We start from the raw sequence: 22,200 nt of genomic DNA, 5'->3' as shown, positions 1-22,200 counted from the left end.
TTTTGTCCTGCACCTTTATCGCAAGACTGTTGGCAACCTCTTAAAGGCGAAATTTCACGCGGCTGCAAGATTTACTCAGGATTTGCCGAAACTGATGGCCCTCGGAAAGCCTTTGGGCACGATCTTTCCAGCCTGGGCCCGTTTACCCAGCCAGTCCTTCCACTTTGCCTCAGACTGCACCCGCCCTGCCCGGTCCTGCCACGTCAAGCCTTCCTTGCGGGAGAAAGTGATGGCATCTGCCAGATCACCATTCGAAACCTTCTGCAGGACAACCCCCTTGCCGCGGGACATGACCGGCAACTCCTCTGCCGGAAAGATCAGAAGCTTACGGTTGCTCCCAACGGACGCGAGCATCATGTCTTTGCCGGGCAGACTTTTCATCAAGCGACAAACCTTTGCTTCAGCGTCTCCAGAGACATTGAGGATTTGCTTTCCCTTGCGCGTGGTGGCCAGACAATCTTCTTCAGAAACAAAGAAACCGTGCCCTGCGGTTGAGGCAACGAGCAAAGCGCGATCACCCTTATAGATAAACAAGTTGGTGATGGTGTGATCATTACCCAAATCAACCATCAGCCTGACTGGCTCACCATGCCCCCGCCCGCCGGGCAAATCTCGCACGTCCATGGTATAGAATTTTCCATTCGTGCCAAAAAGCATAAGCTTTTCATTGGTCATGGCATGCAGGATATGTCCTTCCCGGTCACCCTCTTTGTACTTGATATCTGCTGTCTTCTCGACATGGCCACGCATCGTGCGTACCCAACCTTTTTCAGACAGAATAATCGTAACAGGCTCTTTTTCAATCAACTCATCAAGGTCCACAACGATCTCGTCCGGGGCGCCTTCAATGACTGTCCGGCGCTTGCCAAGGTCACTCTTTGGATCAAACGCCTTCTTGACCTCACGCAACTGATCGGTGATTTTTTTCCACTGCGCATCGTCAGATTTTAACAGCGCACGCAAGTCTTTCTGCTCCTTGCGGAGCTCCTTGTGCTCGCGCTTGAGTTCCAGTTCTTCCAGTTTGCGCAGAGAGCGCAGGCGCATATTGAGAATGGCTTCAGCCTGCACATCCGACAGGTCGAACGTCTTCATCAATTCTGCTTTTGGCTCGTCCTCATAGCGGATGATCCGTATCACCTCATCAAGGTTCAGATAGGCTATCAGATAGCCTTCGAGGACTTCAAGGCGGTGCGCGATCTTCTCTAGGCGGTATTTTGTTCTGCGCACCAGCACATCCTTGCGGTGCGTCAGAAACGCCTGCAACGTCTCGCGCAAAGACATCACGCGCGGCGTTCCCCGGGCATCCAGAACATTCAGATTCAAGGAGACGCGCGATTCCAGATCTGTCTGCTTGAACAGCGTTTCCATCAATACAGCCGGGTCCACATTCTGGGACTTTGGCTCAAGAATAAGCCTGATGTCCTCGGCGGATTCATCACGTATATCAGCCAGCAGCGGTAATTTACGATTTTGTATAAGCTCAGCGATTTTCTCAATCAGCTTGGACTTTTGCACCTGATACGGAATTTCCGTGACAACGACCTGATAGCGCCCGCGCGCCAGGTCTTCTGACGTCCATTTCGCTCTTACGCGAAATCCACCCTTGCCCGTAGCATAAGCCTCAATAATGCTTTCCTGCTCTTCGACACAGACACCACCGGTCGGGAAATCAGGCCCTTTGACATATTTTTCAACAAGCGTTTTCGCAGACGCATTCGGATATTTAATGATGTGAACGGATGCATCAATCAGTTCAGCAACATTGTGCGGCGGAATGGATGTTGCCATGCCGACAGCAATGCCGGTTGCCCCATTTGCGAGAAGATTCGGAAAAGCCGCAGGCAACACCGCAGGCTCGGTGTCATTACCGTCATAGTTTTCCCTGAAATCAACAGTGTCATCGTCAATCCCTTCCAGCAAAAGGGTTGCCGCTTCTGTCATACGGCTTTCCGTATATCGCATGGCGGCCGCATTATCACCATCGATATTGCCAAAGTTCCCCTGACCATCCACCAATGGATACCGAACGGCAAAGTCCTGTGCCAGTCGAACCAGCGCATCGTAAATAGACTGATCACCATGCGGATGGTATTTACCAATCACATCACCGACAACACGCGCTGACTTTTTGTGTGCACCTCCAGGATTGAGCTTCATCTGCAACATCGCATAGATGATGCGGCGCTGCACTGGCTTCAAGCCATCACGCACATCTGGCAGGGCGCGCGCTGTAATCGTGGACAAGGCATAGGCCAGATACCGCCGGGACAACGCATCCGACAGTGGCTCCAGGAATATTTCTTCGGTAATATCACTCATGCGCTTGATTTACGGCTCTTCGGGTCACTCTTGCAAGCGTATGTTCGCCTTATGCGCGCTCTAAACGCGATTGCAAACGCTGGCGCGCATCGGGCAGCTGCAGGTCTGCGGGAAACAGTATCCGCTCCTCGATGAAGTGAGATGTCAGCCTCAAAGCTGCTGCGATATCCTGTCTGACAGGCTCGCCCTGATCGATCAGAAAAGGCGGCAACGGAAACATTTTATCCTTATAGGGAAGGCCAGCCTTGTAAGACACGGCATTGCCTGACTTGGGAGAAACAAAGACAAGCTCAGCACCGTCTTCAAGGCGTAGCCCGGTCGCGGCACATTCATCCAGAACGAGGCCAAATCCCAGCGTGCTTAACAGACCAAGCTCCCACTTTGCCAGAACCACCGGCCAGATATCCTTCTCTTCGAGCAAGTCTAGCATGACGCTGGTTGCCTCATAGAGTTGAGGCAATGACTGGCGCTCAGGCAGGGACAGGCGGAGCAAGGCTGTGACAGCACTCAGCGCGGTGACAGCCAACTGATTATACATCAAAGAAGCTGCGCGCGGCGATGTGAGCTCAATGGCAAAGTGTCCGAGGCTATCTTCAGACCTGCCCTTCCACGTAACTGTTACCCCATTGCCCACTTGCAGAAGCGGCTGCTTTTGCCGCCCCTGCCCGCCATGAACGAGTGCCGCCACACGCCCGGCAGACGGTGTGAAAACATTGACCACTGCATGATTTTCACCATGCGGCTTTGCTTCAAGGATAATTGCTTCATCAGACCATTCCATCACAGGCAATCTTTATACGGTGGAAATTATCGGCTGGATCAGGTGGTGAGTGTCAGACCCATTTCGTGCAGCCGCGCCTTGCTGTCGGTCCAGTTTTCCCGAACCTTGACGAACAGAAAGAGATGTACCTTCTCGCCAAAAAGCGTCTCCATCTCTTCGCGTGCTGTCTGCCCGATATACTTTATCGATTTGCCACCCTGCCCCAGCACGAGCGCTTTCTGACCGTCACGCTCGACATAGATAACCTGTTCTATCCGCAGTTCCTTCTTCTTGGTTCTGGTCCAGCTTTCGGTTTCAACCGTCAGGGAATATGGTAGCTCCTGGTGCATTCTGAGGAACAGTTTTTCCCTTGTAATTTCAGCGGCCATGAGGCGGTCTGATATGTCAGACAACTGATCTTCAGGATATAACCAAACACCCTGTGGTGCATTTTCAGTAAGAAAAGTCATGACTGCATCCGTGCCACGCGCTTTCTCAGCAGAAATCATAAAGGTTTCCTCGAACAGTCCTGTATCAGAAAAATGCTGAACCAGTGGCAACAGGTTTTCTGCTGGCAATAGGTCAATTTTGTTCAGCACAAGAATTACTTTCTGGTTGCCCTGCTTCAGATTCTCGATAATAAGGTCTGTATCTTCAGCCGCCTTCACATCGGCTCTGGACGGTTCCGCATTTCGCAACACTGCGTCATAGGCTCTGGCATCAACAAGCAGCAACCGGAAGTCCACATCATCCGCCCCTTCCCAGGCAGCGCTCACCATTGCCTCATCAAGGCGTCGCCGAGGTTTGAAGATACCAGGCGTATCGACAAAGATCAGCTGCGCCTTACCGCTCAGCGCAACACCGCGAATGCTGGTTCTGGTTGTCTGCACCTTGTGGGTGACGATGGAGACTTTCGCCCCCACCATGTGATTTACAAAGGTGGACTTGCCGGCATTCGGCGCGCCAATTACGGCGACAAACGCACATTTGCGATTGTCAAAATCAGTTGATGTCATCTTGTGTCCAGATTTTCTCGCGCAACAGGAATTGCTGCGCGGCCAGTGTTTGCGCTGCCCGCTTTGAACTGCCGGAGGCAACGGCCGGGGCCAGCCCCTCTATACACACTTCGACGGTGAAAACAGGCTCATGTGCAGGGCCTGAATTCTCAACGACCCGATATTTCGGCGTCACTTTATACACAGCCTGTGCCCATTCCTGCAAAGTTGTCTTACTGTCCTTGTAACGCTCAGCGAGATTGTCGAAGTCCTCCAGCCAATACATTGCATAGGCCTTGTTTGCGGCATCAAGACCGCCATCAATGTAGAGCGCGCCAAGTAATGCCTCGCACGCATCTCCCAGAATAGCCGGTTTCTGGCGACCGCCATTTTCTTCCTCTGCCGGGGAAAGGCGGATAATCCTGTCGATGCCTATTGCAGCAGCCGCTCTGGCACAAGTGTCCTTTCGAACCAGCGCGTTGAGCCTTGGGGCCATGTCACCTTCAGCATAGTGAGGATAGCGACGCCAAAGGTTCTCTGCTGTGAGTAATCCAAGCACACGATCACCGAGAAATTCCAGCCGTTCAAGGCTACGAATATTCTCCGTATCGCCAGAGAGGCTCGCATGGGTGACGGCGCGCTCAAGCAGGGAAATATCCTTGAAGCTGTAGTTCAGTCTCTGCTGGAGCCAATCCAGCTCTTCAGCAGGTGTTCGTGTCATTCTACCGGGTCAAATAATCTTGAATAGCGAATAGCGGATGGCCAGTTCCAGAACTGCCAGATCTCTGATTGAGATCCGTCCACAGAGAAAACAAGCCGTTGTGCCTTACCAACGATCTGGTCAGCCGGCACAACTTCCACCATTGATGTACGACTGTCCTGTGAATTATCACGATTGTCACCCATCATGAAAAAATGCCCTGCCGGCACGATACGCGGGCCATAATTGTCCAGCCTGTAATTGTTCCCGGCGCATTCCTGAATAAGATAGGTTACACCATTGGGCAGCGTTTCGCGAAATGTAGCTGCTTGCGACTTTATACCAGAGCACCTGATCGTATCAGTGGAAACAAGTTCCCGCTTGATCGGTTCACCGTTGATATAGAGTGTGCCCTGGACGGTTCTGACTTCATCACCCGGCATGCCAACAACACGCTTGATGTAATCCTTATTGCCATCACGGCTGTTCTTGAAAACCACAACATCCCCCCGCTCCGGGTCACTGCCGAAAAGGCGGCCTTCAAGCGGCAAGCGCGTCAGCGGATATACCAGCGAGGCCTTCGAGTATCCATATTCAAATTTTGACACGACCAGGAAATCACCGACCAGCAGGTTGGGCCGCATGGAACCGGAGGGAATGTTGAATGGTTGCCAGGCGACCATGCGGAAAACCAGCGTAATTGCGACGGCAAGCAAAATGGTCTTGAGAATGTCCCAGGCTTCTTCTGCAGGTGTCATATCTGCTGCTGGTTTTTTTGCAGATTTCCGGGGTGTCGCTTCCCCATCGCTTTTCGTTGCGAATAACCGCTTGAACCTGTCCATACTCAACATACTCCTGCCCCGCCCGTTTTAAGTCGACTTCGCCGCAGCGTAGATGATGACAATGGCCTGCGCCAACGGAAAATCATCTGTTATGGTCAAATGGATTTCCGTCGTCATCCTGTCTGGCGTGATCTCGTTCAGGCGGGCCAATGCGCCCCCCTGCAACTGGATGGTTGGCTTGCCACCTGGAAGATTGACGACTCCCATATCGCGCCAGTAGACGCCACGGGACAGACCTGTACCCAGCGCCTTGGCACAGGCTTCCTTGGCAGCAAAACGCTTGGCATAGGACGCAGCACGGTTCAAACGGCGGTCTGATTTTTGTTGTTCTAGCTCTGTGAAAACCCTGTTGACGAAACGCTCGCCAAACCGCTCAAGGCTCTTCTCGATCCGGCGAATATCTATCAGATCATTTCCAATACCGAGGATCATACAAGCATCCCCGTTCTTGCGTCCTCTATCAGACGCTTCATTTCTCGCACAGACCTGTCCAATCCCATGAAGACGGCTTCGCCGACAAGAAAATGCCCTATGTTCAATTCCCTGATCTGCTGGATGCCTGCTATTGGCTGCACATTGTCGAAAGTCAGGCCGTGCCCTGCGTGTATCTCGAGCCCCAGACTGGCCCCTGCTTCAGCACTATCGGAAATCTTGGCATGTTCCTGCTTTATCAATTCAGGGCGCGTTGCCAGCACGACTTCATGATACGTACCTGTATGCAGCTCAACCACAGCGGCATTGATATCCCTCGCGGCCTCGACCTGCGCAAACTCCGGGTCAATAAAGAGAGACACGCGAATACCGGCAGACGACAATCTGTCCACGAATGATGCCAGTTGCTGCTTGTGAGAGACAACATCAAGTCCGCCCTCAGTCGTGCGCTCTGTGCGGTTTTCCGGTACCAGACAAACCGCGTGCGGCTGCACATCCAGCGCAATCTTCAGCATTTCTTCCGTTGCGGCCATCTCGAAATTCAGCGGCAGGTTCACCTCTTCTTTCAGCCTGTACATGTCTGCATCGACAATATGGCGCCTGTCTTCCCGAAGGTGAGCCGTTATACCATCGGCCCCGGCCGCGGCTGCAAGAAGGGCAGCACGCACAGGATCGGGCATGACCCCACCTCTGGCGTTTCTCAATGTGGCCACATGATCAATATTGACGCCAAGACGGCATGGTTCGTCAGTTGACATCAGGCGAGCCCTCGACTGCCGGGTTTGACAGCAGGCACATCCGCAAGATGTGATGGCAGTTCATCTGCGGCCCAGGACTGCACGTCCAGCGCAGCCAGTGAGAGAATGGGCACACCTATATCTGCAGCACCATTTGAGCGGTCAATGAGGCATGCCACCGCCAGTGGATCACCCCCATTGGCTCTGACAGCATCAACGCATTCCCGCGCGGACAATCCTGTGGAGATAATATCTTCCACAATCAGCACTGGTGCTTTATCTGGCACAGAAAAACCGCGCCTGAGCTGAAACTCTCCATCGACACGCTCGGTATACATGAATGGCACCTTCATGGCGCGGGCGGTTTCGTATCCATAGATAATTCCCCCCATAGCGGGAGAAATAATGAATTGCGGCGCACCAGACAGTTCTGCCGTGGCTTTTTCCGCCAGTGCCTTACACAAACGTTCAGTCCTGTCAGGATACATGGAAACAATAGACTTGTTGAGATAGGTATCACTGTGCCGGCCAGAGGACAGGATAAAATGTCCTTTCAACAAGGCCCCGCAGGCACGAAATTCTTCAAGCACATCGTCGGTCGTCATCGCCATCGTCAAATCTCCCAGGTCCCGGTTTTACGGTCTTGTGATTCATATCGCCTGTCTGCGCCAATGACATGCTCGGACGCACGCAGTCCTGTCAGGACGTTACCTAAATGGCGCACGTCCCGGATCAAGATATCCATCTGGATTTCATTGAATTCGACTTCCCGATTCACAAGCTTGATATCTACAATGTCAACTTCGTAGTGAGCCATAATAGAGGAAACGTGAGCAAGTGCCCCGATGCGATTATTAACATTTATGCTGATCGGTGCGACAAAACCGCCTTCGAGATTGTCACGCCAGCGCATGTCGAGCCACTCATCTTCGGTTATGCTTGTTGTAGCGACACTATCGCAATCAATACGGTGTATGGCAACCATATCATCTTCAGTCGGCAAGCCAATAATTCGCTCCCCCGGCAATGGGGAGCAACAGGGGGCAAGTCTTACAGAGACCCCCCGAGTGAGGCCCTCGACAGATATCGCTTCACGCAACTTCTGCCGGGTCGTGACTTTACGCAAAGTGTCATCACCATCCGAACCAGCATTGGTGCCCGGATACACAACTTCGCGCACTTCTGCCGGGCTGACCTTCAGGGAACCAACTGCCTGATAGACATCTTTGACTTTCTGAAAACCGAGGCGTGCCAGAACAGGCTCAATGGAACTATCCGTCATGACAAAGCCGTGTGCTGAGAACTCAGACTCCAAGATCCTTCTGCCCAGCTTGACCTGTTCCTTACGTTTAAGCTCTTTTATCCGCCGCCGAATTGAAGATCGCGCCCGCCCGGTAACAACCAGTGATTCCCAGTTCTGCGGGATTGGTGCATTTTCTGACCGCAGAATGCGCACCACATCCCCATTCTTCAATGGTGTACGCAAGGGCCGCGTTGCGCCATTGATGCGCGCGCCAACGCACGATTCACCAACCTCTGTATGGAGAGCATAGGCAAAGTCTATAGGTGTCGCACCGGCGGGCAAAGCGATCACTCGTCCCTTCGGGGTGAAACAGAACACCTGATCCTGAAAAAGCTCCAGTTTGGCATGGGCGAGAAATTCATCAGCAGAATCACCCTGCTGCAACATTTCCACAGCATTGCGCGCCCAGTCATAAGGGTCATAACTGCCAGCATTGGTAATTTCGATCATACCGGCATTATCGGTTTCAGGCTGGGCGGAAATATCCTTATAGCGCCAATGCGCGGCAATACCGCGTTCTGCAGATTCATGCATTTCCTTTGTTCTGATCTGCACTTCTACACGCTGTTTGATCTGCGTGTTATCGACAGGCGCCAGAACAGCCGTATGGATTGAGCGATAGTTATTTGGTTTTGGTACAGATATATAGTCGTCAAATTCACCAGGGATCATGGTAAAGTTTCTGTGGATAACACCAAGCGCCCGATAGCAGTCCTCTTCTGTTTCAACCAGAATACGAAAGGCATAAATATCAGCCAGTTCATCAAAACCCTGATTTTTGCGCTGCATCTTGCGCCAGATGGAAAACGGCCTCTTCTCCCTGCTGTAAACCTCCGACTTGATACTCTCGGCCTGCAGACTATTGCGCAATGTCTGGCCAAGATGAACCACCGCACGCACATTATAGTTCCCGAGGCGCTCAAGATTGGACTGTATGGTCTGGTAGCCCTCCGGGTTCATATATTTGAAAGATAGGTCTTCAAGTTCTTCCCGAAATTTCTGCACACCGATACGGCCAGCCAATGGCACATAGATCTGCATTGTCTCCAAGGCAATTCTGTGCCGCTTTGCCTCTTTTGGAATATAATGCAGGGTACGCATGTTGTGGAGCCGGTCAGCAAGTTTCACCAGCAATACCCGGACATCTCGCGACATGGCCAAAACAAACTTGCGGAAATTCTCCGCTTCTTTTGTCGCCTCGGATGACATCTCGAACTGGGAGAGTTTTGTGACCCCGTCAACAAGATGAGCGACCGATGGCCCAAACAGGTCACGAATTTCCTCAACCGTCGCATCCGTGTCCTCGACCGTATCATGCAATAGTGCCGTGATGATGGTTTCAGGATCTGCTTTCAGTTCCGTCAGAATAGCGGCAACCGAAATCGGGTGGGTAAAATAAGGGTCACCATTTTTGCGTGTCTGGCCACCATGCGCCTTCATCGAATAGACATAGGCCCGATTGATCAGATCCTCGTTGCACTTCGGATCATAGATTTTAATCCGCTCGATGAGTTCGTATTGACGAATGAAGCCGACCGGATGCGCGTTGGTAGGTTCTACTTTTTCAGCCGTTTGATCCGCAGCTTGCGCTTGAGCATCGCCTGCGGGGCCGTTCGCCGAACCCGTTTCAGGATGCGGTGTTTTTTCTGAAGTGCCGATAAGATCAGCCCCTGTCTCTTGCGACGCCGCCGCGTGTCGATCATTATCGTTTTGTTGCGGGACAGCCTTCTCTGCGCCAGCCGACGCTTCTGCTGCCGACGCACGTTTCGTCTGTGCGCTATTCGAAACAGGTGCTTGCGCGCCATCCGTGCCTTTCGTACCGATATTGTCTGCACCCATCAATTTGCTCTGAAGAGTCTGGACCAGCCTGTCAAAAGCCGGCAATCATGATACCTCAGCTGCGGTTACCCGGCTGTACCGGGGTCATCCCGGAATTTTGCAATGCACGTAAAAGGTCGTCTTCACTGACTGTGTCATGCTCTGGCAAATCAGCTTTCTCTGCTGCTGCACCTTCTGCGTCTTCAGGCTCATCAATCTCGAGCTGTTTCTGCATTGAAGTGACAAGATCATCTTCAATGATTGGTACCTCAACGGTCTCGTCGGCTATTTCACGCAAGGCAACGACCGGGTTTTTGTCATTATCCCGATCCACGGTGACGGGCGCACCGGCAGAAATTGTCCGCGCGCGATGTGCGGCCAGCAGGACCAGATTAAAGCGGTTCTCTACCTTGTCTACGCAATCTTCAACCGTAACTCGTGCCATGAAAATCTCCTTGATAATGAAGCAGACAGCCTTCTATCGAGCCTGCATGGAATATGCAACAAATGTTACTAAAGTTTAATCCCCACGCCCAAGTATTCTGGTGCCCTGAGCATCAATGCGTCGAAGCATCTGCTCGGTGGTCAACCCGGAAACCGGATGCACCCAAACAGGCAAGATCTCCACCAGTGGCATGAGCACAAAACTACGCACCTGAAGGCCCGGATGCGGTATCGTCAACTCTTCCGTCGCCCCCGAACCAATGATTTCGTCATGGAATGCGAGCAGATCAAGATCCATTGATCTCGAGGCATATCTGTTCTTGCTGTCACGCTGACGCCCAAACGTGATCTCGAGTGTCTGCAGTGACACCAAAAAATCCTCCGGTGTCAGGCCTGTGTCCGTGAGGGCAATAACAGCATTGACGTAAACCGGATCATCCGGGTCAGGCCAGGCTTCACTCTCATAAAGGCTTGAGCTTTTGAAGGGTACACCAAGCCGTGCAACAGCCCTTATCGCCAGGCTGATATTCTCTGCTGGCTGGCGTCCAGACCATTGCAGATTTGCGCCGAGTCCAATGATAATCATGTTGCGCTCCAACCCGGTTTGATTTGACGCAGGAACATCTGTAATTTGTCATGCTTGCCGCAAGGGCAGTCATATTTGGAATTTATATTTAAGAGGTAGACATTCATGAACTGGCTTGGACTGGATGAAGACGATAAATGCGCAATTTTCATTGACGGCGCCAATCTTTACAAGACCGCACGGACACTTGGCTTCGATATCGACTACAAGACACTGCTGAGCAAGACCCGCAGCGAAAGCCGCCTGATAAGAGCCTACTATTATACAGCGATGCAGGAAGATCGCGATCAGGACTATTCTCCCCTGCGCCCTCTCGTCGATTGGCTTGACTATAACGGCTACACCATGGTCACGAAACTCGCGCGCGAGTTCACCGACAGTCAGGGCAAGAAGCGCTTCAAGGGATCTACTGACATTGAGCTTGCTGTCGATCTGATGACGCTGTCAGATACCCTTGATGCTGCAGTGATCTTCACTGGCAATGGCGACTTCAGATATGCAATCGAAGCCGTTCAGGCCAGAGGGGTTAAAGTAATCCTCGTCTCAACGGTTAAAACATCGCCGCCAATGGCTGGTGACGATATTCGGCGGCAGGCGGATCACTTTATCGACCTTGTAGATATTCAAAACGTGATCGGCAGAAAAGGTGCGCCGCCTCGAAAGGAAGCCAGCTATGATGATGATTTCGAAGACGAATTCGCAGACTGATGGGTGATCCTGAATACACCGCCGAGCCGCGTCCCGATTGTGACCTTTGCCCCAGACTGGTGGCATTTCGGGATGACAATCAGCAGAAATATCCAGACTGGTTTAACGGCGCTGTGCCATCTTTTGCGCCTGCAGGCGGGAGCGCACAAACAGAGTTGCTTATTGTTGGCCTGGCTCCAGGCCTGCAAGGGGCTAACAAAACCGGCCGTCCATTCACAGGCGACTGGGCTGGCGACCTTCTCTATGCGACACTTCTGAAATTCGGGCTTGCACAGGGCACCTATGCCGCAATGCCGGATGACGGGCTGGAGTTGAACGGGGCGATGATCACAAACGCTGTTCGATGTGTTCCGCCACAGAACAAGCCAATCGGGGCCGAAATGAAAAACTGCCGCCCTTTCCTGAAAGCGCGGATTGATTCACTCCCCAACTTGAAAGTGATTGTCTGCCTCGGACGAATTGCACATGAAAACACGCTCAGCGCGCTGGGGCTAAGGCGTGCAGAATATAAATTTGTCCATTGTGCGGAACATTTACTCTCTCTGGACGCCAGAAAGCTGACGCTCATCGACAGCTATCATTGCTCGCGATACAACACCAACACAGGTCGTCTTACCGAAGAAATGTTTGAAGACGTTTTCCGGCTGGCAACGTCAAGAATAGGTGCGTAGAGCTTACCCTGACGGAGCCCCACCCCTTGCTATCCCCTGTCACGCAGCAGCCGCTGCTTCTGACGGTTCCAATCCCGGCTCTTTTCAGTTGCGCGCTTGTCATGCAGTGCCTTGCCCCGACCCAGACCGATTTTCAGTTTCGCCATGCCTCGATCATTGAAATAGAGACGTAAAGGAACAATAGTATAGCCTTTACGCTCGACGGCACCGATAAGCCGATTGGCTTCTCTCTTGTGCAATAACAGCTTGCGCTTGCGCTTGGGCTCATGGTTTTCCCGATTACCCTGACGATATTCAGGAATATTTGCATTGATGAGCCATATCTCCACGCCCGCAGGGCCAGCCTCGGGTGAAGCATAACTCTCTGCGATATTGGCCTTTCCGGTGCGCAGGGACTTGACTTCCGTTCCTGTCAGAACCAGCCCGGCTTCAAATTCATCCTCAATTTCATACTCATGCCGGGCCTTGCGGTTTTCGGCCACAGATTTGCCACCGGCACTGACTGTTTTTACCATCAGATCATCACAACAGGTTCAGACTTTCGAGGGCGCTGTCGACCTTGCAGCGGGCTGCTTCTGCAACTGGTGCAATCGGCAGCCGCGCTTCTGGCGAGCAGAAACCCATTCTCGAAAGTGCATATTTTACTGGACCCGGGCTGGTATCTGAAAACAGCGCATCATGCAATGGTGCAAGTTGGTCCTGAATATCCAGTGCTTCCGGCCACTGCCCGCCCCTGCATGCAGCTTGCATCTTAGCACATAAATCCGGTGCCACATTAGCTGTCACGGAAATGCACCCCTTCCCGCCCATGGCATTATAGCCAACGGCCGTCATATCTTCGCCGGACAGCTGCAAAAAATCCGTGCCGCAGCCAAGCCGTTGCAAGGCAACACGTGCCAGATCCCCGGTGGCATCTTTAACGCCAATAATCCGTTCCAGTTCGGACAGGCGCTTCATCGTTGCCAGCTGAATATCAACATTCGTCCGCCCGGGGATGTTGTAGAGAATGACCGGAAGAGACGTCGCATCGTGGACTGCCCTGAAATGCAGCCAGAGGCCCTCCTGGGACGGTTTGTTGTAATATCCGGTCACGCAAAGGACAGCATCTGCCCCCGCGTTCTCGGCGGCTTTCGCGTAATATTCTGCCTCTGCAGTATTGTTAGAACCCGCTCCTGCAATCACCGGGACTCTGCCGGCAGCAGCTTCGACACACAAAGAGACAACACGACAATGCTCCTCGCTGCTCAATGTTGGCGATTCCCCTGTCGTCCCCACAGGGACAAGAGCGTGTGTTCCTGCTTCTATCTGGCGGTGCACGAGCTTGACAAACGCATCCTCGTCAACATGCCCCTGATGGAACGGGGTTACGAGTGCCGTAATTGATCCAGTGAACTGCTCATGCATACTGTCAGCCATTTCTTATCCTTGTTTTTCAACCGGCCAACCTTGTTACCGGAAGAAGTGGTCGCCATAGGGCAAAATCACGATGCAATCGGGAGATAATTGCCCTTTTTGCATTTTGCGATGTGTGTTTATCATGCCTTGCGGGATTCCATGCAAATTTTTGCCACAGGACGATCACATAACAACCGCCGGATAGCAGGTAACTTGAAGTACATGTCGTTAATCAGGAAATGCATTACAGCAGCGGCCACGCTGATAATTCTGGGCTTCTGCACAAGCGCATTGGCTGCGCCAGTCCCCCGTATCAAACCGGCTGCGCCAGAGCCCGTTTATCTCTCCCCGGCAGATTATGCTATGCTGGCCTCCTATTTCGAGGCGCTGGACGCACGGCAATGGTCCCGTGCACGCGGTCAGCAGTCACAACTCTCTGACACCGTGGCACAGAGCATCGCGCAGTGGGCCTGGTTTCGCAAAGACCCGCCTGATCTTGATTTTATGTCAGCCGGCAGGTTCATTGATGCCCACAAGGACTGGCCAAGCATCAGCTATATCCAGCAGCTGGCCGAGAAAAGTATTCCGGAAGATGCACGGCCTGATTCCGTCATAGCGTTTTTCAGCAACCGTACACCTCGTACCGGCACAGGCCATTTAAGGCTGGCGCAAGCGCTGTTGGCCAAGGGCGAAACAGAGCGTGCCACAAGCCATTTTCGCAATGCCTGGATTGACCATGACTGGGGCTCAACCAATGAGCGTGAAATCGCCAGATATTATGGCGACTACCTGAGACCGGAAGACCATGCCAGGAAAGCAGACCGGCAACTTTTTGAAATTGTGGCAACCAACACACGGCGCCTCCTGCCCTATCTTTCGCCCAGTGAAAAACGCAAGGCAGAAGCCAGAATCGCCTTGTTGCGGGCTGACGGCAATGCCGTATCCCTGTTTAATCGTCTCACGCCCGAGGAAAAAACAGACTCTGGCGTGCTGCACGCCGTAACGCGATATTATCGCCGCAAGGGCGAGGAACTGACCGCGATCAGTTACGCCCGTCAGGCACCTTTTGCCGAAAAGGAAATCCGCAACCGCGCGCGCTGGTGGACAGAAAAGCGGCTGTTGGCGCGCTGGGCACTGAAAAACGGATTTTATGAAGATGCCTATGCCATGACGGCTTACACCGGCCTGATTGAAGGTGCCAACTTTGCCGCCGCCGAATTTGAAGCAGGCTGGATCGCTTTGCGGTTCCTCAATGATCCTGAACGCGCCCGCCCACATTTCGCCTATCTCAACGCCGGTGTAACAGCCCCGATCAGCCTGGCCCGCGCACAATACTGGTTGGGCCGCACCTTCGAGGCTGCCGGTGATACAACACGGGCAAACCTGCATTATCAGGTCGCTGCAAAATATCCCCTGACATATTACGGCCAGCTTGCCTGGGAAAAAGTTCAGGGCTCGATAGCACCGCCAGGGTTTCCCCCCGTCACGACACTGACAGAGGATGCAAAAGTTGTTTTCGATGCCCGGCCTGTCGTCTATGCCATGCGCGTTCTGGCAGAGCTGGATCGCGACCGGGAGTTTATTATTTTTGCCCGGCAACTTGATGACCAGTTACAGACACCTGAAGAATACGCCGCCTACGAAGAGTTCATGACTGAACAGGGAATGGTCTTCCTCTCCGTACGCGCCGGCAAAGTTGCCGTGCGGCGCAACGCCGATGCGCCAAGTGTCTCTTACCCCCTCATCGCCGTTCCAGACGAAGCAAAAGCCTTCGCAGAACATGCTCTTATCCTCGGCCTGTCACGACAGGAAAGCGAGTTCAATCCGCAGGCATTCTCCTCGGCCAAAGCGCGTGGCATTATGCAATTACTGGCCTCCACGGCGCAGATTACCGCGCGCAAGGAAGGACTGCCTTATTATCGCTCGCGTCTGCTTGATGATCCATCCTACAACATGATTATTGGTTCAGCACATTTGAAGCACCTGCAGGCGCGTTTTGACGGTTCCTATATCATGACACTGGCAGGGTATAATGCAGGCCCCCACCGCGTTGACCAGTGGGTTGAGACATATGGCGATCCGAGACAGCCAGATGTTGATCCAGTGGACTGGGTCGAGCTGATCCCTTTTGGCGAAACCCGGAATTACGTGCAGCGGGTGATGGAAAATGTTCAGATTTACCGTGCCCGGATTAACAGTCAGCCCATCACCGGACAATTATCACGCGATCTGGTGCGCGGTGGCGGTACCACCACAGCCATTGGCATCACGCCGCCGACCTCCGCCATCACGCCAGCAGCCAACACGATGTCCGCATCGCAAGCCAGCCGCGGATCAATGCCGCAGCCGGTTGCTTTCCTGATCGCCGCCGACATGACGGCTGACGACATGCTGCGCCAACCTGCGGCCGACACTTCCTCGCCTGACACAAGATTGCTCACAGACCGGCTGATGATCGACCAGCTGATGAGTGGCCCATCCGCCACAAGCTCTCAGCTGTATGATGGCGCTGCAGAGGACGGTGATAGCGCAAGCCAAAACAGCTTGGATGATTGCGACCTTGGCGAGCAAAGCGTCTATCTCGAAGCCGATGATCTCAACAACCGGGAACTTTCAGACACGCCCTGTTAGGGTCTTGCCATAAATTCGGCAGTTTTTTCGCAAAACGCATGTTCGCTCTTGCATCTTTGTCGAAATCTGGCAGTTTCGCCGGTGGAGACGTGGCCGAGTGGTCGAAGGCGCTCCCCTGCTAAGGGAGTATGCGGCTTAAACCGTATCGAGGGTTCGAATCCCTTCGTCTCCGCCAGAACCCAACCAAATCAACGCTTTAGCGAAAACATCCCAAATTATGATTGCCCCGATGGGGCCAGAAAAAACCACCAAATAAAGCGGAACCCAACGAGAACGCGCACAAATTGCTTTACGAAATCTGTACGTTTTGATCCCCTTGTGTTCACACCATTAGCCAAAACTGCGGGCATCTATAAGTATCTGTCGAAGGTTTGTCGGCATTTTATCGCCAGTTGCCGGACATCTTTAGGAACATCCCCTCGGTCTGCCCCGGGGAAGCCAAATCAAATAGCTCATTGCAAAGTCTCCAGTGAAATCTGGAATCACCCTTCGCATTAGTCCACAAGATTAATAGGTCCTGAACCTAACCAATGGCAGAATAGAAGTTGCTGATGCCGCTCGTAATTTGCTGAACCATTTTTGTGTAGCGTCGCAGTGGCTCGATGAATTCAGCACGAATTGAATCGTTGAGTTTCGGCATATCAGCAGGATAATTTGCTACTTCCGCCATATCAAAGTCTTCCATTGCAAGACTGTCACGCGGAAATGTTTCCTCCAGGAGTGCTGTTGCTTCATCAGTCTGAAGGCGGAAAACCATCTGCAGAACATCTTCTTTCTTTGTGCCAGCATATGGCGCAAGGTCTGGCAATCTGGCCGCCAGCAGGAAAATATGTTGCAGAATGGCAATCCTGATGGCGTGCAGAATATCCAACTCATCCGGCATGAAAACTTCCGATTGTCGCAGTTGCATTGCTTCAAGTTGATCTGACAGCGCAATACTGTCTGACCGTAGCTGCGCAGCCAGTTTCAGGGCTGCAAAATACCGTTTGTCCTCTGAAAGTTCTCTTGCCAGAACCGCGCAAGACTGCCCCAGTTGAGGCTCTCTGCGGGACAAGGGGCGCGTCGCCCAGAACGACCCGTCAAACAGTTTCATATAAGCGATAAAGATTTTTATCTCGCTCAGACTGCGCGCTCGGGTGACAAGCCTCATCAAGCGTCCGAACCTGTCCGAATTTTGCTCAAGCCAGACAAAATAATCCTGCTCTGCAGATATCGCCTGACCAATACCGCCTGTCAGATTTGCCAACAGGCCCATCTGTTGAAGAATGGCGTTATGTGGAATGGCCCGTATGCGTCTCAATGACATATCTTCCTGGTCTTGAAGAGATTGTCGCTTTGACTGCCGTGATCCTGTTACGGGCAGGAAAGCAAGCCCGATAGCAGACACTGTTGTCTGGTATGCCTGATCTGCATACAGCTTTTCCTGCATTGACTTGACAGTGCGGTAAAAATCAAGACTTGTGCTGATATCCTCATAAAAGGGATCAGGCTTTCTCTGCACACACTCAGCAGAATGACGCGCCTCCAGAATAGAGCTGACGACGGACAGCGCCAACTGGCGATTGCCAAAAAGAAGGTATCCGTCTCCCCCCTGAAAACTGTTTTCATGCACAAGCGGAATACCCCTTTTGGCGAATTGCGCGCGTGCCCATGGCGACAAGGCGTATAACGCCCTGTCTTCGAAACTGCCCTGATGATTGCCACGCCCCATTGACTCACCGTGGGTATTGAAAATGATCGCCCTGTGATGGCCAAGATCATTCTTGTCCATAAGGTCGGCCATATGCCCTTGCAGACGCTCAATAGCCAGGCCAGCCGGGATTTGCCCCATGAAACGACCTGCATCCGAAAACCCTGCCTGAATACTGATACAGCCACGCTTCTCAACATACTCACGGTACGCCTCTTGCCTGAAAAGGACATCCAGAATACGACGAGAACGATCGAGCGCGCGCGGCGTTTCAAACAGCGGACAGATATCTATTCTGTCCTCAACGCCAAACAGTTTCGTCAGATAGAGCGCCGCGAGCACTGTGACCGGATTTTCCAACTCGGCAATCAGCAATCGAATTGGCTGCTCGGCATCAATATGTTTCAGTATCTGTGCCATCGCAATGACCAGTCTTGAGGCTGCAGATTTTTCGATGGCCAGTGAGGCAAAATTGACCTCAACTGATTGCGCATCCCGGATCAGTTTCTGAACCTTTTCTAGAGCAGAACGCCCGAAGAGGTCTTCATCCGTGTCCAGTTTCAAAACTTGGCGGGCCGCGTTCCTGATCTGGGCGGCATTCAGACGAAAATGGATATGCCCCATACCCAGATTAAACACGTTCATATCAGAAAGCAGCGCAATCGCTTCGCGTGCTGCTTGGTCTGTCCCATTTCTTGCCACATATTCAAGGCCTGTACGGACTTTATCGAGAGTGGCGTATTTTCCCCCAGCTGCCGTCAGGCTATTGGCGGCATCAGATATGGCACTGATAGTTTCTGGTCTTTTGTCGAAATATGCCAACACCTCACGGGTATGAGATTGCATCTCCTCAAGTTCGCACAGTGCTTCTTTGAGTTGAGACGAAGAATCAAGCTGGCCAATTTGGCCCAATCTCTCCTGATATATCTGCAGCCTCTGGTTTTTCTCTTCCAACCGGTGTCTGATAACATCCTGCCAACCGATATCTGTGCGCCCATCCATGTCATAGCCAACCCAGGTAGAAAGATGCACTGGGGCCGGGCGCAAACTGCGCCAGTCATCTGGAAACTCTTTGCGGGCAATATCTATAATGTCCGTATGCAACAAACTTATAGCTTGAGATGCCTGTCCCATGGCCTCCAGAACGGCAGCATGTTCAGCTGCTAGCGTGATCGGGCTGTCAGGGTAATGCTCTACATCATCAAGGGTTGCTCCCTGCCCTGTGGCACCATTGATCAGCCATTCCCGTTGTCGCTTTGACAAAATAAATGTTGGGTGACCTGTGAAGACCACAACATCTTTCGTCTCTTCCCAATAGCGGGAAAATGCCGCAAAACTGTTCGAAACAGCAGGTTTCAAAATCGCTCTCTTCAGTCGAGCTTGCGGATCTTCGCCTTCTTTCAATTCGACATACCGCTGCAGCGTCTTTGCCCTGTCCCTGAAAGCATTGTCACTGAACAATTTGATAAGTGTCGACAAATCCGTTTCATTTAGCTCCTGGTTTTCCAGCTGACAGGAAAGCTCATGCGCGAGCTGACGTACCGGATTTGATAGCGGGTCTACCGAAATAAAATCCCGCAGCTCTGCCAGTCTCTTGCGCAGTGATACAGCCAAGTCGCTTGACAATGCTTCTTGAGTCTCTGTCATCCCATTCTCCTGATATCATCGCCGGGCGGCTATCTGACGCATACAAAGGCACGCACAGTATTTTTCAGTCATACTGCGAACCTACGCCCCGGCGCAAACTTCAGCACCTGGCGGTATAGTTTCAGCTAATTACTGTCAGGTGCCGTTGATGGCCCCTGCACAAGGCGGGAGAATGTAGCCTGAGCATAATTACCGTCAGCCTTGTCAGTCGCGCAGTCTCCGGTGCCCGGACAGGCTGCATACCAGAAGCCTTCTATATCCGATGTGCTGCACTGATTATAAATACCGGCTTTGAAATACAGAGAGTCACCGCCATAGCTGTATTCATTATCATCAGGATCAACCTGGCCGAATGCATCGACATTGCTCACAAGACTCTTGGTATAGGTGACCGTGCCCAGACGCTCATTTCCAAATGTCAGATACATCGTGTTACGATGAACATTGATCATATAACTGAATTCTTCTCCGAGAGATATGCCTGATGACTGGAGATCAGCCGAGTCATCACGTAAACTGCTATAGTAGTGTCAACCTGCCTAACATCAGATTTGCCACTGACATGAAAAGTTCATTTTTTTCGACCGTGACAATATCGGCCTATTCTGATATTCGGTTCGGCTGGCAAATTAAGAACAAGCCAGCGTATGCCGAGAGATTTTTCGATGCTGTTTCGCTGGTTTGAAAATATTGTCCCCCCTTTTCCGGAAGACGCCCCTGAGCGGCCGCCTGAAAAACTGGGCAGTTTTATCTGGTACTACACTAAGCCGTTCAGATGGCTGCTGCTGAGCGGCTTGCTGATTTCCGGCTTCATGGCTGTGATCGAGTTGATGATCTTCGATTTTATCGGGGCGCTTGTTGACTGGCTAGCCACGGCGGATCGCAGCACATTTTTTGAGACCCACGGCACGCCCCTGATCATCATGGCTGTTCTTGTGATGCTCATCTGGCCAGTTGCTGCACTTATTGATGACACCATCACCCATCAGGGCCTACTGGGTAATTTCGCCATGCAAATCCGCTGGCGCGGACACAGATATCTGCTGCGGCAGTCAACCAGTTTCTTTGCAGATGATTTTGCCGGGCGGCTTTCAACCAAGGTGATGCAGACAGCACTCGGTGTGCGCGATGCTGTCATCCAAGTGACAAATCTGTTTGTTTATGTGGGCGTGTATTTTGCCGGTGCCATCTTCCTGTTTGCCGGAAGTGACTGGCGTCTGACCATCCCGATCCTTCTCTGGGTGCTCGGTTATGGCACAGTGATGGTGATCTTTCTGCCGAAATTGAAAGACCTTTCACAGGAACAGTCAGATGCGCGTTCTGTTGTGACGGGGCGTATTGTTGATGCCTATACCAACATTCAGACTGTCAAGATGTTCTCTTGCGGCAGTGCGGAAGACCAATATGCCCGCAAGGGAATGGAGGGTATGCTCGACACGGTTTATCGCCAGATGCGTCAGGTTACCTGGCTGTCGTTCTGGCTGCATGTATTGAACAGTGCGCTGATTACAGCAACGCTCGGGCTTGGTTTCTGGCTCTGGGCCGCGGGACAGATTGAAGCTGGCGCGCTCGCCGTTGCCGGTGCGCTGCTGATGCGCCTGCAGGGCATGAGCCACTGGTTTTTGTGGGAAGTGGCAGGCCTGTTTGAATCAATTGGCTCTGTTCAGGATGGTATCGAGACCATTTCACAGCCCATCAGCGTAACAGATGTCGCATCGCCGCAGGACTTTTCGGTGACGCGTGGTGAGATCAGGTTCGACAATGTCTCGTTTCATTATGGCAAAAGCAAAGGCGTTCTCAGTGACTTTGATCTGTCGATCGACGCTGGCGAGAAAGTCGGCCTGATCGGCCGCTCTGGCGCTGGCAAGTCCACCCTGATCAATCTACTACTTCGCCTGTATGACACCGAAAAGGGAAGCATACTGATAGATGGGCAGCAGATAAATTGCGCGAAGCAGGAAGACCTGCGGCGCAATATAGCCGTTGTCACGCAGGATACATCCCTTCTGCACCGCTCCATCCGGGAGAATATCGCCTATGGGCAAGCTGACGCGAGCATGGAGTCCATCATCAACGCCGCAAGGCTGGCTGAAGCACATGACTTCATTCCCGACCTGACAGATGGCAAAGGGCGCTCAGGCTATGATGCACATGTGGGGGAGCGCGGCGTGAAACTTTCGGGCGGGCAGCGCCAGCGCATTGCGATTGCGCGGGTGATCCTGAAGGATGCGCCCATTCTGGTTTTGGACGAAGCAACCTCGGCACTCGATTCGGAAGCCGAAGCCGCTATTCAGGGGCAACTGAATAACCTGATGCAGGGCAAAACAGTTATCGCCATTGCTCACAGGCTATCAACTATCGCCGCCATGGACCGGCTGATCGTGCTGGATCAGGGAAAGATCGTCGAAGAAGGCACGCATCAAACCCTGATTGAAAAAGATGGCATTTATGCCGGATTATGGTCGCGCCAGTCCGGCGGCTTCCTGATGCTGGACGGTTCAGCGCAGACTGCAGCAGAATAA

18 protein-coding genes, 1 tRNA gene and 1 pseudogene are annotated in these 22,200 nt (G+C 52.5%); 5 read left to right on the top strand and 15 right to left on the bottom strand.

Translation table 11 applies throughout. From position 1 onward, the window contains the following. Nucleotides 1-75: 75 nt before the first annotated feature. The 11 genes from parC to folK form a co-directional block, all read right to left on the bottom strand. Nucleotides 76-2,319: a DNA topoisomerase IV subunit A gene (gene parC / locus RAL90_RS04950; protein WP_306253413.1), complete on the bottom strand. Its 2,244-nt coding sequence runs from the start codon at nucleotides 2,317-2,319 to the stop codon at nucleotides 76-78. A 49-nt stretch (nucleotides 2,320-2,368) separates the two neighbouring features. Further along, on the bottom strand, nucleotides 2,369-3,100 hold the full coding sequence (recO, locus tag RAL90_RS04945) for a DNA repair protein RecO (protein ID WP_306253412.1): 732 nt from the start codon (nucleotides 3,098-3,100) through the stop codon (nucleotides 2,369-2,371). A 38-nt stretch (nucleotides 3,101-3,138) separates the two neighbouring features. Continuing rightward, nucleotides 3,139-4,095 carry a GTPase Era gene (gene era / locus RAL90_RS04940; RefSeq protein WP_306253411.1) on the bottom strand — a complete coding sequence of 319 codons (957 nt, stop codon included), beginning with the start codon at nucleotides 4,093-4,095 and terminating at the stop codon, nucleotides 3,139-3,141. After that, the gene (gene rnc / locus RAL90_RS04935) at nucleotides 4,082-4,795 is read right to left on the bottom strand and encodes a ribonuclease III (RefSeq protein WP_306253410.1); all 714 of its coding nucleotides are present in this window, start codon (nucleotides 4,793-4,795) and stop codon (nucleotides 4,082-4,084) included. Before rnc ends, era begins: the two co-directional genes overlap by 14 nt. Next, entirely contained in the window at nucleotides 4,792-5,616 is an 825-nt protein-coding gene (gene lepB / locus RAL90_RS04930; RefSeq protein WP_306253409.1) for a signal peptidase I, read from the bottom strand. Before lepB ends, rnc begins: the two co-directional genes overlap by 4 nt. Nucleotides 5,617-5,643: 27 nt before the next feature. After that, entirely contained in the window at nucleotides 5,644-6,048 is a 405-nt protein-coding gene (acpS, locus tag RAL90_RS04925) for a holo-ACP synthase (RefSeq protein WP_306253408.1), read from the bottom strand. Then, nucleotides 6,045-6,806: a pyridoxine 5'-phosphate synthase gene (locus tag RAL90_RS04920; protein ID WP_306253407.1), complete on the bottom strand. Its 762-nt coding sequence runs from the start codon at nucleotides 6,804-6,806 to the stop codon at nucleotides 6,045-6,047. Before RAL90_RS04920 ends, acpS begins: the two co-directional genes overlap by 4 nt. Beyond that, a complete protein-coding gene (gene pyrE / locus RAL90_RS04915; RefSeq protein ID WP_372340431.1) occupies nucleotides 6,806-7,390 on the bottom strand; it encodes an orotate phosphoribosyltransferase in 585 nt (194 codons plus the stop codon). Before pyrE ends, RAL90_RS04920 begins: the two co-directional genes overlap by 1 nt. A gap of 8 nt (nucleotides 7,391-7,398) precedes the next feature. Continuing rightward, nucleotides 7,399-9,927 carry a bifunctional (p)ppGpp synthetase/guanosine-3',5'-bis(diphosphate) 3'-pyrophosphohydrolase gene (locus tag RAL90_RS04910; protein ID WP_306253405.1) on the bottom strand — a complete coding sequence of 843 codons (2,529 nt, stop codon included), beginning with the start codon at nucleotides 9,925-9,927 and terminating at the stop codon, nucleotides 7,399-7,401. Nucleotides 9,928-9,982: 55 nt separating this feature from the next. Next, nucleotides 9,983-10,351 (bottom strand): DNA-directed RNA polymerase subunit omega, encoded by a 369-nt coding sequence (rpoZ, locus tag RAL90_RS04905; protein WP_306253404.1) that lies wholly within the window; start codon nucleotides 10,349-10,351, stop codon nucleotides 9,983-9,985. Between the two features lie 75 nt (nucleotides 10,352-10,426). Further along, nucleotides 10,427-10,936, bottom strand: a complete 510-nt coding sequence (gene folK, locus RAL90_RS04900; protein ID WP_306253403.1) for a 2-amino-4-hydroxy-6-hydroxymethyldihydropteridine diphosphokinase — start codon at nucleotides 10,934-10,936, stop codon at nucleotides 10,427-10,429. Between the two features lie 105 nt (nucleotides 10,937-11,041). Here folK and RAL90_RS04895 point away from each other — a divergent pair, with 105 nt between their 5' ends. Further along, nucleotides 11,042-11,644, top strand: a complete 603-nt coding sequence (locus RAL90_RS04895) for an NYN domain-containing protein (protein ID WP_306253402.1) — start codon at nucleotides 11,042-11,044, stop codon at nucleotides 11,642-11,644. Beyond that, nucleotides 11,644-12,315 carry a uracil-DNA glycosylase gene (locus RAL90_RS04890; RefSeq protein WP_306253401.1) on the top strand — a complete coding sequence of 224 codons (672 nt, stop codon included), beginning with the start codon at nucleotides 11,644-11,646 and terminating at the stop codon, nucleotides 12,313-12,315. The genes RAL90_RS04895 and RAL90_RS04890 overlap by 1 nt, the downstream gene beginning before the upstream one ends. Before the next feature lie 29 nt (nucleotides 12,316-12,344). Here the strand turns inward: RAL90_RS04890 and smpB are convergent, their stop codons facing one another. After that, nucleotides 12,345-12,830 (bottom strand): SsrA-binding protein SmpB, encoded by a 486-nt coding sequence (gene smpB / locus RAL90_RS04885; RefSeq protein WP_306253400.1) that lies wholly within the window; start codon nucleotides 12,828-12,830, stop codon nucleotides 12,345-12,347. 7 nt (nucleotides 12,831-12,837) lie between these two features. Continuing rightward, nucleotides 12,838-13,731 (bottom strand): 4-hydroxy-tetrahydrodipicolinate synthase, encoded by an 894-nt coding sequence (gene dapA, locus RAL90_RS04880; RefSeq protein ID WP_306253399.1) that lies wholly within the window; start codon nucleotides 13,729-13,731, stop codon nucleotides 12,838-12,840. A 201-nt stretch (nucleotides 13,732-13,932) separates the two neighbouring features. On the opposite strand from dapA, the gene RAL90_RS04875 reads away from it, so the two are divergent. Both RAL90_RS04875 and RAL90_RS04870 read left to right on the top strand, forming a co-directional pair. Further along, nucleotides 13,933-16,341: a lytic transglycosylase domain-containing protein gene (locus RAL90_RS04875; RefSeq protein WP_306253398.1), complete on the top strand. Its 2,409-nt coding sequence runs from the start codon at nucleotides 13,933-13,935 to the stop codon at nucleotides 16,339-16,341. A gap of 83 nt (nucleotides 16,342-16,424) precedes the next feature. After that, a tRNA-Ser gene (locus tag RAL90_RS04870) sits at nucleotides 16,425-16,516 on the top strand. Between the two features lie 348 nt (nucleotides 16,517-16,864). On the opposite strand, the gene RAL90_RS04865 is transcribed toward RAL90_RS04870, so the two are convergent. Both RAL90_RS04865 and RAL90_RS04860 read right to left on the bottom strand, forming a co-directional pair. After that, complete coding sequence (locus RAL90_RS04865) at nucleotides 16,865-19,678, bottom strand: phosphoenolpyruvate carboxylase (RefSeq protein ID WP_306253397.1); 2,814 nt, start codon at nucleotides 19,676-19,678, stop codon at nucleotides 16,865-16,867. Between the two features lie 125 nt (nucleotides 19,679-19,803). After that, nucleotides 19,804-20,175: pseudogene (locus RAL90_RS04860) on the bottom strand (polysaccharide lyase family 7 protein); the annotation flags it as partial. Between the two features lie 171 nt (nucleotides 20,176-20,346). On the opposite strand from RAL90_RS04860, the gene RAL90_RS04855 reads away from it, so the two are divergent. Continuing rightward, nucleotides 20,347-22,200, top strand: a complete 1,854-nt coding sequence (locus tag RAL90_RS04855) for an ABC transporter ATP-binding protein (RefSeq protein ID WP_372340430.1) — start codon at nucleotides 20,347-20,349, stop codon at nucleotides 22,198-22,200.

The sequence above is a fragment of the Parvularcula sp. IMCC14364 genome (assembly GCF_030758415.1).
GTDB lineage: Bacteria > Pseudomonadota > Alphaproteobacteria > Caulobacterales > Parvularculaceae > Aquisalinus.
The sequence above is the reverse complement of the archived record's forward strand: the minus strand, read 5'-3'. Positions and strand labels throughout refer to the sequence as shown.

Excerpts from the sequence above, each read along its gene's own strand:
- parC (WP_306253413.1), bottom strand. The coding sequence starts at position 2,319 with ATGAGTGATATTACCGAAGAAATATTCCTGGAGCCACTGTCGGATGCG.
- recO (WP_306253412.1), bottom strand. The coding sequence starts at position 3,100 with ATGGAATGGTCTGATGAAGCAATTATCCTTGAAGCAAAGCCGCATGGT.
- era (WP_306253411.1), bottom strand. The coding sequence starts at position 4,095 with ATGACATCAACTGATTTTGACAATCGCAAATGTGCGTTTGTCGCCGTA.
- rnc (WP_306253410.1), bottom strand. The coding sequence starts at position 4,795 with ATGACACGAACACCTGCTGAAGAGCTGGATTGGCTCCAGCAGAGACTG.
- lepB (WP_306253409.1), bottom strand. The coding sequence starts at position 5,616 with ATGGACAGGTTCAAGCGGTTATTCGCAACGAAAAGCGATGGGGAAGCG.
- acpS (WP_306253408.1), bottom strand. The coding sequence starts at position 6,048 with ATGATCCTCGGTATTGGAAATGATCTGATAGATATTCGCCGGATCGAG.
- RAL90_RS04920 (WP_306253407.1), bottom strand. The coding sequence starts at position 6,806 with ATGTCAACTGACGAACCATGCCGTCTTGGCGTCAATATTGATCATGTG.
- pyrE (WP_372340431.1), bottom strand. The coding sequence starts at position 7,390 with ATGACGACCGACGATGTGCTTGAAGAATTTCGTGCCTGCGGGGCCTTG.
- RAL90_RS04910 (WP_306253405.1), bottom strand. The coding sequence starts at position 9,927 with ATGGGTGCAGACAATATCGGTACGAAAGGCACGGATGGCGCGCAAGCA.
- rpoZ (WP_306253404.1), bottom strand. The coding sequence starts at position 10,351 with ATGGCACGAGTTACGGTTGAAGATTGCGTAGACAAGGTAGAGAACCGC.
- folK (WP_306253403.1), bottom strand. The coding sequence starts at position 10,936 with ATGATTATCATTGGACTCGGCGCAAATCTGCAATGGTCTGGACGCCAG.
- RAL90_RS04895 (WP_306253402.1), top strand. The coding sequence starts at position 11,042 with ATGAACTGGCTTGGACTGGATGAAGACGATAAATGCGCAATTTTCATT.
- RAL90_RS04890 (WP_306253401.1), top strand. The coding sequence starts at position 11,644 with ATGGGTGATCCTGAATACACCGCCGAGCCGCGTCCCGATTGTGACCTT.
- smpB (WP_306253400.1), bottom strand. The coding sequence starts at position 12,830 with ATGGTAAAAACAGTCAGTGCCGGTGGCAAATCTGTGGCCGAAAACCGC.
- dapA (WP_306253399.1), bottom strand. The coding sequence starts at position 13,731 with ATGGCTGACAGTATGCATGAGCAGTTCACTGGATCAATTACGGCACTC.
- RAL90_RS04875 (WP_306253398.1), top strand. The coding sequence starts at position 13,933 with ATGTCGTTAATCAGGAAATGCATTACAGCAGCGGCCACGCTGATAATT.
- RAL90_RS04865 (WP_306253397.1), bottom strand. The coding sequence starts at position 19,678 with ATGACAGAGACTCAAGAAGCATTGTCAAGCGACTTGGCTGTATCACTG.